Consider the following 16,559-nt stretch of genomic DNA (forward strand, 5'->3'; position numbering starts at 1 on the left):
CGGCGGGTTCATCTGCGCATAGGTGCCAAGCCGCGGATAGGCTTCTTCGCCCGCCAGTGTCAGATGCTGCGGCGTCAGTTCGCAGGTGGCGATGTCCTTGTGCTGCGCGATCAGCTCAAGCTCTGCCGGCGTGGTGATATGCAGAATGTGGATGCGCCGCCTGGCCGCGCGCGCCAGCCCCAGAATACGCCGCGTCGCCAGCATCGCGCTTTCATCATCGCGCCACACCGGGTGCGACGAGGGATCGCCGGTCACGCGCATGTCCGCGCGCTCGTTCATGCGGAACTCGTCCTCGGCGTGAATCGCAACGCGGCGCTTGCCGCTGGCGAGCACGCGCGCGAGCGCGCCATCGTCTGCCACCAGCAGATCGCCGGTGGACGCGCCCATGAAGATCTTGACGCCCGCCGTGCCAGGCATGCGCTCGAGCTCTGCCAGTTCGGAAGCATTTGCGCTCGTGGCGCCGACATAAAAGGCATGGTCGCACCACATGCGATGGTGCGCGCGCGCCAGCTTGTCGGCGACGCGATCGGCCGTATCGGTATTGGGCTTGGTGTTGGGCATCTCGAACACCGCGGTGACCCCGCCCATCACGGCTGCGCGGCTGCCCGATTCGAGGTCTTCCTTGTGCTCAAGCCCCGGCTCGCGGAAATGCACCTGGCTGTCGATCACTCCGGGCAGGACATGCAGGCCCGTGCAGTCGATGACCTCACCGGCATCGGCACCAAATGCTCCGATCGCTGCGATCTTGCCGCCGGTCACGCCGATGTCCGCTGCCACCGGACCACCTGGCAGATACACGGTGCCGTTCTTGAGGATAAGGTCGAAGCTGCCCGTCATTGTCCGTCTCCGCTTGATTAGTTGCGGTTGATACGCATGTAGTTGGCTATGTCCAGCCATAGCATATTGACCGAGCGCGCGCTCATCCGCCTTTCCCCCACCGCCGATGCCGAGGATGTGCGCGGCTTTCTGCAGGGGCTGGTCACGCAGGACATGCGCAAGGTGACACCCGCAAGCCCGCAATATTGCGCGCTTCTGAACGCCCAGGGCAAGACTCTGTTCGATTTTCTGCTGTGGGATGACGGCCCGGATGTGCTGATCGATTGCGCAGCGGATGCAGCTGGCGACCTTGCCAAACGGCTCACTCTCTATCGCCTGCGTCGCAGCATTTCTATCGCCCCCGAACCACGGATCAGCGTCCACTGGTCGCCGGACCCGGTCGAGGGCGCTTGCCCGGACCCTCGGCTGGCCGCCCTGGGCTGGCGCTGGCTGGCATCGTCACCGGTCGATGCAGCGACCGATGGGGCCGGAGCAGATGAAGCGTGGCGCGCCCACCGCCTGGCGCTGGGCGTCCCCGAAGGCGCCAGCGAGCTGGGCGACATCCTGTGGCTGGAGACCAACGCCGTCGAGCTGAACGGAGTCAGTTTCGACAAGGGCTGCTATGTCGGCCAGGAGAACACTGCACGGATGAACTGGCGGCAGAAGGTCAATCGCCGGATTGTCGTGCTCCCCATCGCGCAGGCTGACGCAAAACGGCAGAAATGCGTGCACGAGGACCTGGGCCTGTCGGTCGAGCACCGCCGGATTGAGGATCTGGCCACGCTGGATTTGCCCGAATGGCAGCGTGCCGCAGTCGCCTGAAGCAACATTTGATAATCTGGGAATTTTATCGTATAACCGACTTATCCCCATAAGTCAGTCAGGCTGATTCCATGTCTCGCCCCCTCAACGATCACGACGCCATCCGCACCCAGCTCATGGATGCGGCCGAAGAGATCGTGCGCGCGCGCGGCGCGATCAACCTGTCGCTGAGCGAAGTCGCCGCTGCCTGCGGCATGTCGCAGTCGAGCTTCTACCGCTATTTCACCTCGAAGGAGGCGTTCTTCGAAGCGATCGCCGGACGCTGGTTCGAGGAGCTCAACCAGATCATGGAAGAGGTCGTCGCTTCCGACCTGCCGCCGCGGGAGAAGCTGGTCCAGTTCTTCGCGCGCCGTGTCGCGGTCAAGCGCGCCCGGTTCGAGGCAGACCCTGCGCTGTTCCGCGCCAACATGGACCTGGGCGAGGAGCATTGGGAGGTCATTCGCGGCTATGTCGACCTGGCCGACCATTATATGGCGGTGGTGCTGGGCGAGGCGATGAGCGAGGGGTATTTTGCCGGTTACGACCTTGACCATGTGGTGGCCATCACCAACCTGATGGTCCAGCCCTTCTGCAACCCGTTCGTGATGATGGACATGATGCGGACCGCGACACCGGACAATCTGCGCATCGTCATCGATACGCTGTTCGATGGCCTGGGCACGCAACAACTGGCCGTTGCCGATACCGCCAATGTCACCGCGCTGCGCGCGATTTCCTGATGCCTTCGCCCCCTTGCCAAGCGCTACCGCTTCTGGCAATGGGGCGCTCCGCACGGCGCGCCGGACACAGGTTCGGTTGACCACAGCCGACAGCGGGCGCGTAGCTCAGTGGTAGAGCACACCCTTCACACGGGTGGGGTCGCAGGTTCAATCCCTGCCGCGCCCACCATCTTTTCAATGACTTGAGATAGATGGCCTCTGCCCCGCTGGCCTTATGCGCCAGCATCCGCTGCCACAAGTGCGCGTCGCAATTCGCCCTTTTGCACCTTTCCGGTCGCGGTGACGGGTAATGCGTCGCGCAGGCTGATGTGCCTGGGCAGCTTGTAGCGTGCCAATCGCGCGCTGAGGAACGCCTGTACATCGGCAGCGCTGATGGTGGCCCCGGGCTGCGGCACGAGGACCAGGTGCCCGACCTCACCCCATTGTGCGTCAGGTACGCCGACCAGCGCGCAAGCCGCAAGTCCCGGGTAACTCCGCAGCTGCGTCTCGATTTCGGCCGGGTAGACATTCTCTCCGCCAGAAATGAACATGTCCTTCTTGCGATCGACGATCCAGTAGAACCCGTCATCGTCCTCGCGCACGATATCTCCAGTGGCAAACCATCCCTCGCCATCGACGACGGCGGCGGTTTCCTGGGGGTTGTGCCAGTAGCCGCAAAACAGATTGGGTCCGCGCAGCTTGAGCTCGCCCGCCTCCCCTGGTCGGCACACCGCACCGTCTGCGCCACAGATCCGGGTCTCGACCCCCGGCATCCTCAGGCCAACGGAGCCGATCTTTCCTGCAATGATGCCGCAATCGGCAGGCATTCCGAATATCGTGCCAGCCTCGCTCATCCCGTAGCCCAGCACCATCGGGATGCCGCATCCCAGCCATGATTGCTGGTCTTCGTGGTCATGCGGCGCGCCGCCAGACACCAGGGCAACAAGGTGGCGAAGCCTGTCCGGGTCGAAACCCGGCTGACGACGGATCATTTCCATCATCTGCGGGACGCCGATGAAATGGGTGATGCCAAGGTCCGCATCCTGCAGCCGACCCAGCGTGCGTTCGGGCTGAAAACCGTCCGAAACCAATATGGTGCCGCCCTGGGTCAACACCGGGCGGATATTGGTGACCAGTCCGATGATATGGAACATCGGCGCTTCGCAGAGCACCGTGCTGGTGCTGTCAACCCGGGTCAACACCCCGAAATTGACGGCCGTCTCGCGCAGTGCCCGCTCTGACAGCGCCACACCTTTGGATGCGCCGGAAGTTCCGGAAGTGAACAGGATCAACGACGGCGCGGTCCAGTCCGGAACCTGATCGCGCGCAGGTTCCAGCTTTGAGGCAGCGGTCACGAACGCCGGGAAATCACGCACGGACAGCCCTGCGATCGTGGCAGGTGCCTGCGGATCGCCCATCACCAGCGATGGGTTGGCGAGGGTCAGGAGCTGCGCCAGCTCCGCCTCGCCAAGCCGCCAGTTCAGCGGCACGAAGATCGCCCCCAATCGGGCGCAGGCAAAATGCAGCGCCACCTGGGCCACGCTGTTGCGGGCATGCAGCGCAATCCGGTCGCCCGGTGCGATCCCGCGTTGCCGCAGCGCTGCGACAAGCCCCCCCACCAGCCGGTCCAGCTGGCGGTAGGTCCATGTCTCACCGCTGGTCAGATCATGCGCGGCCAGCCGGTCGGGCTGCAGCCGCGCATGAACCGCGATCATGTCCGCCGAGCACGCTGTCATGCGCGGCTCAGATCATATGCTCCCAATCCGGGTTTGAAGCTTTTCTCGTCGATGAACTGGCGCGTCGCCTCCTTGCGGCCTTCGCCGTCGAACGAGTTGGCCGCCTCCTGCGCACGGATCAAATATTCCTCGGCATTGTCATAGGTCATCTCGCGCACCCTGCGGACGGCCCATTTGGTGGCGCGCAGCGCGGTGGGGTTCTTCTTGAGCAGGGTATTGGCAACCTCGGTCACGCGGGCCTTGAGCTGGTCGCTGGGAAGCGCCTCGTTGACCAGGCCCTTGCGGGCAGCGGCAACCCCATCGAGATTCTCACCCATCATCGCATGATACATCGCGTCGCGGAACGACAGCAGCTCTGCTGCCACCTTGGAGGCACCGCCGCCCGGCAGGATGCCCCAGTTGATCTCGGAAAGACCGAACTGCGCGTCTTCCGCCGCAAACGCCAGGTCGCAGGCAAACAGCGGGCCATAAGCGCCGCCGAAACACCAGCCATTGACCATCGCGATCGTCGGCTTTTCGAACCAGCGCAGCCGCTCCCACCAGCTGTACGCTTCACGCTGGGCCTTGCGGACGGCCCCCAGACCCTTTTGCTCGTTCTCGCGGAAATATTCCTTCAGGTCCATGCCTGCCGACCATGCGGTGCCTTCGCCCGAAAGCACCATCACGCCGACATCGTCGCGGAACTCGATGCTCTCGATCACCTCCAGCATCCGCCGGTTCAACGTCGGGCTCATGCAGTTGCGCTTGTCGGGGCGATTGAACTTCACCCAGGCGATGCCGTCTTCAATGGTGCAGCTTACAATGTCGGTATCTGTCATGGCGTGTCTCCAGTTAATTGTGCCTGGCCCAGGGTTCACGGGCAGGACCGAAATGTTGATGGATGGTGTTGGTGTGCCCGGCCGCCGCGCGGCCTTCAGCTGCCTTGCAGCTTGTGCAGCAGATCGATCAGCTGCGCCTGCTCGGCCTGGGTGAGGCTGGCGGTCATGTCGCGATCGCTTTCCTCGATCAGCGCCAGCGCCTCGGCGAGAAAGGCTTCACCGGCTGCGGTCAGATAGAGCCCGTTGCTGCGCAGGTCGCGTCCGCTGCGCCGCTCGACATGACCGCGCTGCTCCATGGTGTTGAGGAGCTTCATGATCGCCGACCGCCCGACATGCATGAACTTGCTCAACGTGGTTTGATCGCACCCCGGATTGTCCAGGACAAACAGCATCGCTGTCACCTTGGCCGGCGTTGTGTTGCGGTCTGCCAGTGCGGTGCGCGCAGCCTGCATCACCCGCATGTTGGCCAGATGCAGCTGAAATCCGACCAGCTTCGCCAGAGCGCGGCTGCCGCTGATTGCATCGAGTGTGGGCATGACGGGGTCCTGTTCAACGAGCGCTTGATTTTGTATCCTAGGTGGATTATCCGCTAGGGATACAGATTGTCAAGTCCGATGGAATGACAATCGGAAACAGGGATGCACCGCAGCCCTGGCAGTTCATCTCAAAGGGAGTGGAAAGCGATGATGACCGGATTCAGCCTATTGATCGACGGCAAGGCCCATGCAGGCAGTGGCAGCTTCGATGTCGTCAACCCGGCGACCGGGCAGGCCTTTGCGCACTGCCCCCGCGCCGACGAAACGCTGCTGAACGACGCTGTCGCTGCCGCCAAGGCTGCATTTCCCGGCTGGGCAAGAACCCCGGCCAGCGAACGTGCCAGGCTGGTCCATGCGCTGGCCGATGCGCTCGAGTCTCGCTCGGAAGAGTTTGCGCGGCTGCTGACCAGCGAACAGGGCAAGCCGCTGGGCCAGGCCCAGTACGAACTGATGGCCAGCGTCGGCACCTTGCGCACCTTTGCCGAGATGAAGATCGAGCCGCGCACGCTGCGCGACGATGAGCGCGGCCTGGTGATCGAGCACCGCACGCCGCTGGGCGTGGTCGCCGCAATCACGCCGTGGAACTTCCCGGTCATTTTGCTGATGAACAAGGTTGGCCCGGCGCTGGTGGCAGGCAACACCATGGTGGCCAAGCCTGCACCGACGACACCGCTCACAACGCTGCTGTTCGGTGAACTGTGCCGTGAGATCCTGCCCGCAGGCGTGGTCAACATCATCTGCGACGAGAACGACCTTGGCAGCCTGCTGACCGGCCACCCCGATGTCGCCAAGGTGGCGTTTACCGGATCGACCGCCACCGGAAGCAAGGTGATGCAGTCGGCAGCCAAAGGCATCAAGCGCGTGACGCTGGAGCTGGGCGGCAACGATGCCGCGATCGTGCTCGACGATGCCGACGTCAAGGACGTTGCGGGCAAGGTGTTCCACGGCGCCATGCTCAACGCCGGGCAAATCTGCGTCGCGGTCAAGCGCGCCTATGTGCCCAGCGCGATGTACGATCCGTTCTGCGACGAACTGGCGCGGCTGGCCAAGGACATGGTCGTCGACGAAGGCACCCGCCAGGGAGCGGAGATCGGCCCGGTCCAGAACCGCGCGCAGTACGAGAAGGTGAAGGCGTTTCTTGCCGACGCGAACGAGAACGGCAATGTCATCGCAGGCGGCATGGCGCTCGACCGGCCAGGCTATTTCATCGCGCCGACCATCGTGCGCGATCTGCCGCGCGATGCCCGAATCGTGCAGGAAGAACAGTTCGGCCCGGTTCTGCCGGTGCTCGCCTATGACGACATTGATATGCTGATCGACGAGGTCAACGCCTCTGACTACGGCCTGGCCGGCACCGTCTGGGGCCAGGACAGGAAGCGTGCGCTTGAAGTGGCCATGCAGATCGATTCGGGCACAGTCTGGGTCAACCAGCACATGGCCATCGACCCTTCGATACCCTTCCGGGGTTCCAAGCAATCGGGCCTGGGAGGCGAGCTGGGACAGGCGGGCTTGCATGAATACACGCAGGCCCACATCGTCAACGCTGCGGCATAAGGGCATCGCATTTCGAAAATGGCATGATGCCGATTGGGGGTAGCACTGTGATCGAGATTTTTTCCACATCGCAAGCGCACAGGGAAACCGGGGTCGAGTTCTGGAACAATCTGCTGGGCCAGACCTACCAGGGTCTGGTGGTCGATCCCCTTGACCGGCGATTCCGAGCCGAGCTCAAGCGGTGGTCGCTCGACCGGATGACGCTGACCTGGCCGCAATCCACACGGGCCCGCGTTTCACGGATGCGGGTTGCGCAAAGTTCGGACAATCTGGTGCTGCATATCCTCCACACCGGGCGGTGCGCGGTGTCGCTTCGTGGGCGCACCGCGCATCTTGCGCCCGGAGACATGATGCTGTGCGCGGCACAGGAGGCTTACGAGTTCGACGCGCCAGACGATCACCAGCTTTTGATCGTCGAGTTTGATCGCAACCTGCTGGCACACCAGATAACGGACGTGGATTCGCACATTGCGCGCCTGGTTTCGGGTGAACTCGCGTCCACCCGCATCCTGCGCAACTTCCTGCTGTCTTTGTGGCGCGAGGGGGCCAACACGCTCGATGGCGAGTCATCGGCGCTCTACAATGACACCATTCTGTCGCTGACAGCTGCCGCGTTGCAGGCCAACCCCTCGCCTGCTGCGACCGGCGATGATCTTCCGCTTGCTCGGGTGAAAGGTATCATCGAGGCCAGGCTGCACGATGCTGCGCTCACGCCTTCGTCGATCGCCGAACAGATAGGCATGCCGCTGCGAACGCTGCAACTGGCGTGCGCCAAGCGCGGCATTACGCTGTCGGCCTATATCATCCGGCGGCGCCTGGAAAAGGCATGCGAGCTGCTGGTCAATTCCGCCGGCAGGTCGGTCACCGCTATCGCCTTTGATGTCGGGTTCAACGATTGCGCCTATTTCGCCCGGCGGTTTCATGCCGCTTTCGGGGTTTCTCCCAGCGAATACCGCACACGGCACTGACTTGCGTTTGAATCCAGCTTTTTTGCGCGATCGTTAAAGCCCGCCCGCCCGGGCGTTGCTACCTCCCCCGTCAACAACCAAAATATGGGGGAGTCTGAAATGCTTTTCACTCGTGTATCCGCGTGCGCGCTGGCGCTGAGCCTCGCCATGGCCGCCTCGCCGGCATGGGCGCAACAGTCAGCGCCGGAAGCGGACAGCAGTGCCTCCGAAGGCTTGCAGGAAATCGTCGTGACCGCGCAGCGCCGCGCGGAATCGCTGCAAGACGTTCCCATCTCGATCTCGGCCTTCAGCGCCGATGCGATCACCGAACAGGGTGTCGGCAATCTGTCCTCGCTCTCGCGGCTGGCGCCCAACGTCAACCTGGATGGCGGCACGCCGTTTTCAGGGTCGACCGCCGTCATTTCCGCCACCATCCGCGGCATCGGGTCGGATGACTTTGCCTTCAACATCGATCCGGGCGTCGGCATCTATCTGGACGGCATCTATCTCGCGCGCACCGTCGGCGCCAATCTGGACCTGCCCGATGTCGAGCGCGTCGAAATCCTCAAGGGCCCGCAGGGCACGCTGTTTGGCCGCAACACCATCGGCGGCGCGATCTCGATCGTCACGCGCGAGCCCGGACGCGATTTCGGCTTCACCGGCGACATCACCACGGGTAGTTTCAACTATCTGCGCTTTCGCGGGACGGTCGATGTCCCGCTGGCCGACAACCTGCGCACCTCGCTGACGGTATCCAGCTCGACCCGCGACGGCTTCCTGCGCCGCGTGCCGTTCACCGGCGCGGGCGCGCGCTTTGCCTCCAATTCGGACAGCTTCCTCAACTTCAACCACTCCAGCTATCGCTCGGCAGAGCGTGAAGGTGGCGAGGGCAGCTTCAGCATGCGCGGCCGGGCGATCTGGGAGGCATCCGACCGGTTCCGGGTCTCGTTCTCAGGCGACTATATGCACAGCGACAACAGCGGCCAGGCAAGCAAGCTGCTGGGCACGTTCGAAAATGTCCCCGGGCCGTTCGCCGGCACCGCCAACCTTCCGGGCACCGCGTTCAGCCCGACCAACACCGGCTTCCTGTTCGGCGGCCTCTACAATTTCTGCATCGGATCGACCCCGGCGCAGATCGCAGCGCGCAATGCCCAGGCGCTGTGCGGCGCGCGCGGAACGCAGTTCCTCCCCAATCGGCGGCTGACCTCGTTCGCCAGCGTCAACGTGGATGCCGATCCGACCAACGACCGCATCCCCTGGGACAGCCGTTTCCTCAACCCCAATATCGACGAGAGCTATTCCACCGGCCCCAGCTTTTCCAACCTGACCGCCTGGGGGCTGGCGGGCACGATGGAATTCGACCTGACGGATGATATCCAGATCAAGTCGATCACCGGCTATCGCAAGACCGCCTGGAAGGCCGGCGGCGACTATGACGGCTCGCCGCTCAGCATTCTCGAGATCAGCTTCGAGCAGAACCAGTGGCAGTTCAGCCAGGAGCTGCAGCTGTCAGGATCGGCACTGGACGACAAGCTCAACTTCGTCGGCGGCGCCTATTATTTCGAGGAAAAGGGCGATCTGCACGACTTCGTCACCTTCAACGAGGGGCTCGTGCAGGTCGATGGACCCAACGACTTCGACACCAGCAACTACGCCTTTTTCGGCCAGGTCGATTATCGTCCGATCGATCTGATCAGCTTCACGCTGGGCGCGCGCTACACCAACGAGACCAAGAAGTTCGAAGGTCGTCAGCAGGAGCTCAATGGCTTCAACTACCGCCTGTTCGGCTGCTCTGCGCCCGATGGCACGATCACGCCGCAGGGCCAGTTCCCGCTCGCCCCTCCGGGCGTGCCGTGCTTTGCCGGGCTCAGCTTCCCCTCGCCGACCGAGCCGACACGGGTCTATGTGCCGGGCGTCAACCGCGCGAAGTTCGACAATTTTGCGCCGCGCGCGGGCATCCAGCTGCACCCCAGCGAGGATCTGCTGATGTTCGCCAGCTGGTCGCGGGGCTACAAGACTGGCGGCTGGACCACGCGCCTGACCAATCCGCAGGGCAATGTCGCGCCCGACTTCGGTCCTGAAACGGCAGAGACCTTTGAGGCCGGCGTCAAGGCGACACTGCTCGATCGCCGCCTGCAGCTCAATGCATCGGTGTTCACCACCAGGTACACCGGCGTGCAGCTGAACATCCAGGTCGGCACATCGCCCACCATCGACAACGCCGGCGATGCACGGATCAAGGGCTTTGAGCTGGAACTGACCGCACAACCGGTACGCGGGCTGACCATCACCGGCGCCCTCGGCTATCTCGACACCGCCTATACCAGCGTCGAGGCCGCCGCTCTGGTCACCTCTTCGGCCATTCCCGGAATCCAGCGCGGCATCGGCGTGGGCGCCCCCCTGCCCAAATCGGCCGAATGGAAGTTCAACCTCAGCCCGCGCTACGAACACACTCTGCCCAGCGGCGGGCAGGTGGTCGTGCTGGGCGACTGGTCCTATGCCAGCGCGTTCCGCAACGACATCGCGGGCACGGAACTGCTGTTCCGCCCGTCGACCGACGTGTTCAACGCATCGGTCCAGTATGTCACGCCCGACGACAGCTGGTCGCTGACTCTGGGCGGCACCAACCTCACCGACGAACGCTACATCACCACCGGTGGCCCCAACCTGTCCGCAGGCCTGGTGTTCGGCAGCTATAACCGGCCGCGCGAATGGTACCTGCGTCTCGGCGTCAAGTTCTGATCCGGTCCCGGTGCCCTGCCATGCAGCGGCACCGGGCTGTCTTTTCTCCAGGAAAGTGTGAACCATGAGCATAGCTGCCAGAGCGGCCATATCGCGCCATCCCGGCGCCGCGCCCCGGATCGAGCCGGTCAGAATCGAGAGCCCGCGCGACGACGAGCTGCTCGTCGAGATCCGGGGCGTGGGCGTCTGCCATACCGATATGGTGATGCGCGATTCGCATCTGCCTGTTCCCTTGCCGGTGGTGCTGGGACACGAGGGTGCGGGCATTGTCCGCGCCGTGGGCTGCGCAGTGACCGAATTTGCGCCCGGCGACCATGTGGTGCTCAGCTTCATGTCGTGCAGCCAGTGCGTATCGTGTGCCGATGACGCGCCAGCCTATTGCCACAGCTGGGTGCCGCTCAATTTCTTCGGCGCGCGCGCCGATGGATCGACCGCTCTGACCGATGCGGACGGCGCATCCATACACAGTCATGTCTTCGGTCAGTCTTCCTTTGCCAGCCATGCGCTGGTCAACCGGCGCAACGCGATCAAGGTCGACACCGATCTGCCGATCGAGCTGCTCGGCCCGCTGGGCTGCGGCATCCAGACCGGTGCCGGGACCGTGCTCAACGCCTGCCGCGTGCGGGCCGGGTCGAGCGTCGCGGTGATCGGCGCTGGCGCGGTCGGCCTGTCCGCCGTCATGGCCGCGCGCATTGCGGGGGCGGGCACGATTGTCGCGCTCGACATCAACGACGCGCGGATTGCGTTGGCGCTGAAGCTGGGCGCGACGCACGGCCTGCGCGCCGATGCCGACAGCTACACTGGCCATGCCACGGCAGCGGGCTGCCCGGCAGGTTTCGACTATATCATCGACACCACCGGCATCACCGACCTGGTCAATCAGGCGATCCTGGCACTCGCCCCGCGCGGCGAGATCGCGCTGGTCGGCGCCTATCCGCCGGGCACGCCGGTGGCCAGCGACCCTGCCCATATCATGAGCGGCGGGCGGGTGATCCGCGGCGTGGTGGAAGGCAGCGCCGACCCTGCCAGCTTCATCCCGCAGCTGATCGCATATTATCGCCAGGGCCTGTTTCCGTTCGACCGGCTGGTCGAGTATTTCGCGTTTGACGACATCGAACAGGCCATCGCCGCCGGCGAAACCGGGCGTGTCATCAAGCCGGTGCTGCTGCTGGCCCCCAGCGATACGCAAGAGCCATGACGCAGCCGTTCGTCCGTCCCGATGTCGAAGCGTTTCTGCAGGCGCAGGCCGTATCGGGCACACCATCGCTGCATGAGCTACCAGTCGCCATCGCGCGAGAGGCCTTCGGTGCGATCAGCGCCATGACCGACGCGCCCGCGATCGATATTGCTGCGGTTCGCGACCTCTGGTGCGATGGTCCCGGCGGGCCGATCCCGCTGCGGCTCTACGATTGCCAACGCGACCGCAGCCGTGCCGGGCCGCTGATCGTGTTCTTCCATGGCGGCGGCTTCGTGCTGGGCGGACTGGAAAGCCATGACAGCTTCTGCCGATTTCTGGCCGACTGCACCGATCTGCCGGTGCTGGCGGTCGATTACCGGCTCGCCCCCGAACACCCATTTCCCGGCTTTGTCGACGATGCCGAATGCGTGGCGCGCTGGGTTGCCGGCCAGCCTGCCGCGCTCGGACTGGAGATCACCGGACTGGTGACCTGCGGCGACAGCGCCGGGGGCCATCTGGCGATCTGTGTCGCGCAGCAGCTGGCCGCGCGCCCGGCGGGCCTGCCGCTGCTGGCGCAATGGGTGTTCTATCCCTTTGTCGGCGGCGGCAATGACTGGGATTCGGTGCGAAACTTCAGCGAAGGCTATGTCGTGACGCGACCGATGATGGATTGGTTCGATGGCCATTGCGGCACGCCGTATGACGATCCGCGCTATGCGCTGCTGCTGGGGCCGGTGCCAGCGGTTCCGTTGATGATCCAGACCACCAGCCTCGACCCATTGCAGGATCAGGGCATCGCCTATGCCCGGCTCGCCGAGGCCCATGGCGCGCGCGTGGTTCATCTCGAGGCAGCGGGCATGGTCCACGGCTTCGTCACCATGCGCGGCGCGCTGCCCTCCACCTTTGGCGATCTGGAAGACGCGATTGCGGCCGGGCTCAGCCTGCTCGACATGCCGCAGGCACGCGATCGTCCCTGACGTGCGCCGTCAACCGGAGAGGCGCGGCGTGCGGGGGGAGCGGGCGCGCATCGCGATGACCAGCCCGATCATCCCCAGCACCGCGCCGCCTGCCGCCAGCGCGCTCCATTGATAGCCCTCGAAGATCGTCGAGAGGATCATCGCCACCACGGGCACCAGCACGCTGCTATAGGCGGCGCGCGCGGCACCGATGTCGCGGATAAGCGCGAAATACATCGGGAAGGTGACGACCGATCCCATCAGGCCCAGATACACGATGCCGCCCAGATACGCCGGACGGCTTTCGAACACCGGCGGGCCATAAAGCGCCCAGCCCAGCACCGCGTTGCCCAGCGCCCCCCAAAGCATCGCCCAGGCGAGCAGCGTGAGGATCGGCATCGTGCGCACCCGCTCGGCCGACTGCATGACATTGGCGATCGAGGCGGACATGATGGCGCATAAAGCGAGGCCGAGCCCCATCATCACATCGCCCAGGTCCACCGGCATTGCCCGATATTCCTGCACGAACAGCAAGGCGATCCCCGCCAGTGCCACCGCCGTTCCCAGAACGAACCCACCCGAAATCCGCTGGCCCAGAAACACGCGCGACAGGATGGCATTGGGCACCATCAGCATGGCAAACAGCACCGCGAGCAGGCCCGAGGTGATGTACATCTCCGACCGGTAGACGAAGTTGAAATTGGCCGAGAACTGGAACAGGCCCAACGCCAGTGCGATCAGCTGCCCCTGCCGGTCCAGCCGCAAAGGGGCCTTGCGCCACCAGGCGAGCAGGAACATGCCCAGCGCCGCCACACCGAAGCGGTAACTGACCGACCAGGTCGGGGGCACGCTGGAAATCTGGTCCTTGATCACCAGCCAGGTCGACCCCCAGATCAGCGAGACGATCAGGAATGGCACCAGGACGCGCGCCGACAGCATCGACGGTTCCTCGCGGATCTCGGTCGGAGCGGCGGCGCTGCTGGCCATTACAGCGCGGCGATGGCAGCGGCGAGCGGGGCGACGACCCCGGCGTCCTGATCCCATGCGGTGACGAAACGCGCCTCTCCGCCTTCGGGCGTCATCTCGCCCCAGTCGTAGAATTCGAAACCTTGCGCCCGCAGCGATGCGGCTTCGCCGGCGGTGAGCTTTACGAACACCTCGTTCGCCTCGACCGGATAGAGCAGCCGGTCACCGGCGGCCTGCGCAATCGCCTGTGCCCCGGCATTGGCCGCAGCCGCATTCGACAGCCACAGGTCGTCCTCCAGCATCGCCAGCAATTGCGCGGCGAGGAAACGGCCCTTGGACTGCAGTTGGCCTGCGCGCTTCCGCAAATAGGGCAGTTCGCGTGCCAGACAATTGTCGAACACGATGATCGCTTCTGCATTCATCCCGCCGTTCTTGACGCAGCCGAAGCTCAGCATGTCGACGCCTGCGCGCCAGGTCACATCCGCCGGATGCACGCCGGTCGATGCGATGGCGTTGGCAAAGCGCGCGCCATCCATGTGCAGCTTGAGGCCCTTTGCCTTGCAGACCTCGGCGATCGCAGCGACCTCCTTGGGCGTGTAGACCAGCCCGTATTCGCTGGCGTTGGTAATCGAGACGCACGCCGGCTGGACCTGGTGCACGTCATCGCGAATGTTGCCGGCGACCCGCCGGACCTCGTCGGCGGTGAGCTTTGCGCCCTCGCCATCGGCGAGGATCAGCTTGGCCCCGTGCATGAAAAAGCCCGGCGCGCCGCATTCGTCCTGTTCGATATGCGCCATGTTGTGGCAGATCACGCCCTTGTGCGGCGGGCACAAAGCCGAGAGCGCGAGAGCATTGGCCGCCGTTCCGGTCGCCACCCACAACGCCCGCACGCGCGTGCCGAACAGCTGGCTGAAGCGGTCGTCGAGCGCCTGGCTGAGCGCGTCGCCATCATAAGGCGAATCGAGCTGGTTGGCAGCAACAAGGGCGTCCATCACATGCGGGTGAACGGCGGCGGCATTGTCTGAAAAGAACTTCATGCGACCGTGTCGTAATGCTGTGGGGGCCAAGGTCAAGCGGCGCGGTGCTCGTGCGCGGCCGCGTCAGAAGCGGTGGTTCCAGCTGAGCGCAAACGACAGGCCGTCATCCTGCACATCGCGGCTGCCGGTGATCGCTGCGTCGATCAGCGCATGGCCATAGGTCAGCCGCGCAGACAGCGAAGGCGACGGCGTCCAGGCGAGCGACGCACCGATGCTCGCGATCTCGCCTGGTACCGGCTGGAAACCGCGGGTGGCGTTGCGCATCACCGCGCCATCGGTGAACAGTGACGGGGTGAAGCTGCCCCAGCGCAGCCCCAGCGGGCCCGTCGCGCCTGACCCGATCTGCAGCGGCCGGGCGAGTTCCACCGATCCGACCACACCCCGATCAGCCAGCAACAGGCTTTCGCGATAGCCGCGCACGCTCTGGCTGCCGCCTGCCACGAAGCGCTCGCCGGCATAGAGCACGCCCTGCCCATATTGCCCGGCAATCCGCGCGCGCAGTTCCCAGCCGCTGCGCCCCAGCCTGCGCGCATGGCTGAGCTGGCCTGATACGCTGCGGAAGCGCGGCGAGGGTGCGGCGATGCCGACGATATCCGACCGGCTGCCCTCGATCCCTTGCGTGAACCGCAGTTGCCCGATCCAGACCGTGGCAGAGCTGCGCCGTGTCCATTCCGCCGCCAGCCTGAGCGCGGAATATTCCGCCAGGCCGCGCACCGATCCGGGGCTGAACGAGAACGGCTGGCCCAGCAGAAATGTGCGCGTTTCGCGGTGGATGACGCCGGTGCGCAGCGTCACCGATTGCGCGCTGACCTCGGGCGTGCCGTCGGCAGCGGCAGGGCTGAGCGGGCGCTGCCAGAGCGTGAGCGCAAAGCCGCCTTCGACGAACCAGTCGGTCGCGCGGATGTTGAGGTTGCGCAACGGCGCATCGACCACCGCCGCGCGGTTATAGCCGCCGCGCACCTCCATCTGCAGCGCCGGGTGCAAGAACGGCGCGGCATAATCGACCAGCACATCGGGCCGCCCCGCCGTCAGCCCCGCATCCACGCCGATCCGGTCGCCTGCGAACACCGTGTTGCGCACAGCGATGCCGGTGCCGAACCGCAATCCGCCCACTGCAGGCGAACGGCTGTTGGCGATACTGGCCTGCACTGCAAGGCGCGGAGCAGGATCGACCAGCAGCGACAATCGCGCCTCGCCCGGACGGGTTCCGGGCTGCAGATCGGCCTTGACCGTGGCGATGGCATCGTCGGCGGCAAGATTGCGAAAGTCGCGCTCGATCGCCAGGCCATTGATCGGCACGGCGCGCGCGGACGGCATCCGCGCAATGACATAGGCTTCGGTGAGGCCACCGGCCTGCCCATCCTGCCATTCGACCATCGGGCCGTCCCCGATCAGCCTCCCCGTTACCAGCCGCAGCACCAGTGGCGAGGCTCCGCCAGCGTCGGTCATCGGATCGATCAGGACCCCCGAATTGACATAGCCGTTGCGGACATAGGCCAGGCTGATCTGCTGGACAGCGGCGGCGATGCGATCCAGCGACACCGGGGCTTCGATCAGGCGGTTCGCGGCGATCTGCTGGCGCACCCATTCGCCATCGAGCCAGTCGCCGATGCGATAGCGCACGGCAAAGCCACCGAAATCGAGCCCGTCGCTGTCCGTCGTCGCAACCGCAACCGCATCGGGCTCTGCGTGAACCTCGACTTCGCAGAACGTGACGATCCCGGAATCGATCGTATCAGGCATGCGCGCACAAG

The 16,559-nt window shown here is 64.8% G+C and carries 14 protein-coding genes and 1 tRNA gene; 8 read left to right on the forward strand and 7 right to left on the reverse strand.

The features are described 5' to 3' along the window. A partial coding sequence (locus D618_RS0115335; RefSeq protein WP_017672418.1) for an amidohydrolase family protein occupies nucleotides 1-837 on the reverse strand: 837 nt, incomplete at its 3' end. Between the two features lie 48 nt (nucleotides 838-885). Between D618_RS0115335 and D618_RS0115340 the strand changes: the two genes are divergently transcribed. From D618_RS0115340 to D618_RS0115350, 3 genes are all read left to right on the forward strand, one after another. After that, on the forward strand, nucleotides 886-1,638 hold the full coding sequence (locus D618_RS0115340) for a folate-binding protein YgfZ (protein ID WP_040370910.1): 753 nt from the start codon (nucleotides 886-888) through the stop codon (nucleotides 1,636-1,638). A 71-nt stretch (nucleotides 1,639-1,709) separates the two neighbouring features. Beyond that, nucleotides 1,710-2,357 (forward strand): TetR family transcriptional regulator, encoded by a 648-nt coding sequence (locus tag D618_RS0115345; protein WP_017672420.1) that lies wholly within the window; start codon nucleotides 1,710-1,712, stop codon nucleotides 2,355-2,357. Between the two features lie 94 nt (nucleotides 2,358-2,451). After that, nucleotides 2,452-2,526: transfer RNA gene (locus D618_RS0115350), tRNA-Val, on the forward strand. A 43-nt stretch (nucleotides 2,527-2,569) separates the two neighbouring features. Here the strand turns inward: D618_RS0115350 and D618_RS0115355 are convergent. The 3 genes from D618_RS0115355 to D618_RS0115365 all read right to left on the reverse strand — a co-directional run bounded on the left by D618_RS0115355 (nucleotide 2,570) and on the right by D618_RS0115365 (nucleotide 5,426). Beyond that, nucleotides 2,570-4,051: an AMP-binding protein gene (locus D618_RS0115355; protein ID WP_017672421.1), complete on the reverse strand. Its 1,482-nt coding sequence runs from the start codon at nucleotides 4,049-4,051 to the stop codon at nucleotides 2,570-2,572. 17 nt (nucleotides 4,052-4,068) lie between these two features. Then, nucleotides 4,069-4,890 carry a p-hydroxycinnamoyl CoA hydratase/lyase gene (locus tag D618_RS0115360; RefSeq protein ID WP_017672422.1) on the reverse strand — a complete coding sequence of 274 codons (822 nt, stop codon included), beginning with the start codon at nucleotides 4,888-4,890 and terminating at the stop codon, nucleotides 4,069-4,071. A gap of 95 nt (nucleotides 4,891-4,985) precedes the next feature. Further along, complete coding sequence (locus tag D618_RS0115365) at nucleotides 4,986-5,426, reverse strand: MarR family transcriptional regulator (protein WP_017672423.1); 441 nt, start codon at nucleotides 5,424-5,426, stop codon at nucleotides 4,986-4,988. Between the two features lie 147 nt (nucleotides 5,427-5,573). On the opposite strand from D618_RS0115365, the gene D618_RS0115370 reads away from it, so the two are divergent. The 5 genes from D618_RS0115370 (at nucleotide 5,574) to D618_RS18645 (ending at nucleotide 12,823) form a co-directional block, all read left to right on the forward strand. Then, nucleotides 5,574-6,980 carry an aldehyde dehydrogenase family protein gene (locus D618_RS0115370; RefSeq protein WP_017672424.1) on the forward strand — a complete coding sequence of 469 codons (1,407 nt, stop codon included), beginning with the start codon at nucleotides 5,574-5,576 and terminating at the stop codon, nucleotides 6,978-6,980. Between the two features lie 47 nt (nucleotides 6,981-7,027). Then, nucleotides 7,028-7,948 carry a helix-turn-helix domain-containing protein gene (locus D618_RS19155; protein WP_193746732.1) on the forward strand — a complete coding sequence of 307 codons (921 nt, stop codon included), beginning with the start codon at nucleotides 7,028-7,030 and terminating at the stop codon, nucleotides 7,946-7,948. A 99-nt stretch (nucleotides 7,949-8,047) separates the two neighbouring features. Then, on the forward strand, nucleotides 8,048-10,669 hold the full coding sequence (locus tag D618_RS0115380; protein ID WP_017672426.1) for a TonB-dependent receptor: 2,622 nt from the start codon (nucleotides 8,048-8,050) through the stop codon (nucleotides 10,667-10,669). A gap of 64 nt (nucleotides 10,670-10,733) precedes the next feature. Further along, nucleotides 10,734-11,867: an NAD(P)-dependent alcohol dehydrogenase gene (locus D618_RS0115385; protein ID WP_017672427.1), complete on the forward strand. Its 1,134-nt coding sequence runs from the start codon at nucleotides 10,734-10,736 to the stop codon at nucleotides 11,865-11,867. Further along, nucleotides 11,864-12,823 (forward strand): alpha/beta hydrolase, encoded by a 960-nt coding sequence (locus tag D618_RS18645; protein WP_017672428.1) that lies wholly within the window; start codon nucleotides 11,864-11,866, stop codon nucleotides 12,821-12,823. Before D618_RS0115385 ends, D618_RS18645 begins: the two co-directional genes overlap by 4 nt. Before the next feature lie 9 nt (nucleotides 12,824-12,832). Here D618_RS18645 and D618_RS0115395 read toward each other — a convergent pair whose 3' ends face one another. From D618_RS0115395 to D618_RS0115405, 3 genes are all read right to left on the reverse strand, one after another. Then, nucleotides 12,833-13,789 (reverse strand): EamA family transporter, encoded by a 957-nt coding sequence (locus tag D618_RS0115395; RefSeq protein ID WP_017672429.1) that lies wholly within the window; start codon nucleotides 13,787-13,789, stop codon nucleotides 12,833-12,835. Beyond that, entirely contained in the window at nucleotides 13,789-14,805 is a 1,017-nt protein-coding gene (locus D618_RS0115400) for a beta-eliminating lyase-related protein (protein ID WP_017672430.1), read from the reverse strand. The genes D618_RS0115395 and D618_RS0115400 overlap by 1 nt, the downstream gene beginning before the upstream one ends. Before the next feature lie 63 nt (nucleotides 14,806-14,868). After that, a complete protein-coding gene (locus tag D618_RS0115405; RefSeq protein ID WP_152414781.1) occupies nucleotides 14,869-16,548 on the reverse strand; it encodes a ShlB/FhaC/HecB family hemolysin secretion/activation protein in 1,680 nt (559 codons plus the stop codon). Nucleotides 16,549-16,559 lie beyond the last annotated feature (11 nt).

Source organism: Blastomonas sp. AAP53 (genome assembly GCF_000331245.1).
Lineage (GTDB): Bacteria > Pseudomonadota > Alphaproteobacteria > Sphingomonadales > Sphingomonadaceae > Blastomonas.

Bases quoted from the DNA above. Each gene is read 5' to 3' on its own strand.
- D618_RS0115340 (WP_040370910.1), top strand. From the start codon at position 886: ATGTCCAGCCATAGCATATTGACCGAGCGCGCGCTCATCCGCCTTTCC.
- D618_RS0115345 (WP_017672420.1), top strand. From the start codon at position 1,710: ATGTCTCGCCCCCTCAACGATCACGACGCCATCCGCACCCAGCTCATG.
- D618_RS0115355 (WP_017672421.1), bottom strand. From the start codon at position 4,051: ATGATCGCGGTTCATGCGCGGCTGCAGCCCGACCGGCTGGCCGCGCAT.
- D618_RS0115360 (WP_017672422.1), bottom strand. From the start codon at position 4,890: ATGACAGATACCGACATTGTAAGCTGCACCATTGAAGACGGCATCGCC.
- D618_RS0115365 (WP_017672423.1), bottom strand. From the start codon at position 5,426: ATGCCCACACTCGATGCAATCAGCGGCAGCCGCGCTCTGGCGAAGCTG.
- D618_RS0115370 (WP_017672424.1), top strand. From the start codon at position 5,574: ATGATGACCGGATTCAGCCTATTGATCGACGGCAAGGCCCATGCAGGC.
- D618_RS0115380 (WP_017672426.1), top strand. From the start codon at position 8,048: ATGCTTTTCACTCGTGTATCCGCGTGCGCGCTGGCGCTGAGCCTCGCC.
- D618_RS0115385 (WP_017672427.1), top strand. From the start codon at position 10,734: ATGAGCATAGCTGCCAGAGCGGCCATATCGCGCCATCCCGGCGCCGCG.
- D618_RS18645 (WP_017672428.1), top strand. From the start codon at position 11,864: ATGACGCAGCCGTTCGTCCGTCCCGATGTCGAAGCGTTTCTGCAGGCG.
- D618_RS0115395 (WP_017672429.1), bottom strand. From the start codon at position 13,789: ATGGCCAGCAGCGCCGCCGCTCCGACCGAGATCCGCGAGGAACCGTCG.
- D618_RS0115400 (WP_017672430.1), bottom strand. From the start codon at position 14,805: ATGAAGTTCTTTTCAGACAATGCCGCCGCCGTTCACCCGCATGTGATG.
- D618_RS0115405 (WP_152414781.1), bottom strand. From the start codon at position 16,548: ATGCCTGATACGATCGATTCCGGGATCGTCACGTTCTGCGAAGTCGAG.